The 843-nt window shown below is 65.7% G+C and carries 1 protein-coding gene; it reads left to right on the forward strand.

Annotation, left to right across the window (positions count from 1 at the left end; all coding sequences use genetic code 11):
• Positions 1 to 843: condensation domain-containing protein (locus U5775_RS38875; RefSeq protein WP_322063428.1), on the forward strand; the 843-nt coding region annotated here is incomplete at both ends.

Raw genomic sequence — 843 nt, forward strand, 5'->3', positions numbered from 1 at the left:
AGCGAGGAGGGCGCGGTGCCGCTGCTGCCTATCCAGTCATGGTTCTTCGATACGCCGATGGTGCATCGCGCGCACTGGAACCAGGCCGTGCTGCTTGAAGGGCCGCAGGCGCCGGACCCTGATGCCTTGCGCGTCGCATTGCAGGCCGTGGTGGCGCATCACGGCGCACTGCGCCTGCGCTTCGAGCAGGATGCCCAGGGCGCGTGGCAGCAGGCCTACGCCACGGACGACGTCACCAGCCACGATCTGCTGTGGGAGCGCGAAGCCGCCGACGCCTCGCAGATCGACGCATTGTGCGACGAGGCACAACGCAGCCTGAACCTGACCGAAGGACCGTTGCTGCGCGCATTGCTGATCCGCCTGCCGCAAGGCGCATGGCGTTTGCTGCTGGCGATCCATCACCTCGCGGTGGACGGAGTCTCGTGGCGAATTCTGATTGATGATCTGCAACAGGCGTACGAACAGGCGCGTACGCACGGGCCGGTCACATTGCCGCCCAACGGCACGACATACCAGGCGTGGGCGAAACGCCTTGCAGCGCACGCACAAAACACGCAGGTACGCGATGAACTGCCGTACTGGCAATCGGTGCTCGACACACCGTCCGCGCTCCCCATGGATGATCCCCAAGGCGCAAACACGGTCCGCGAGCAGCAAACCGCGACGTTCACGCTTGACCGCGACACCACGCACCGTCTGCTGCACGAGGTCCCCGCAGCCTACCGCACGCAGATCAACGACGTACTGCTGACCGCGCTCGGCCGCGCGCTGTGCAGATGGACCGGTGACGAATCGATCCGCATCGACCTGGAGGGCCACGGCCGCGAAGACCTGTTCGACGAT

The organism is Paraburkholderia sp. J63 (assembly GCF_905220245.1).
GTDB lineage: Bacteria > Pseudomonadota > Gammaproteobacteria > Burkholderiales > Burkholderiaceae > Paraburkholderia.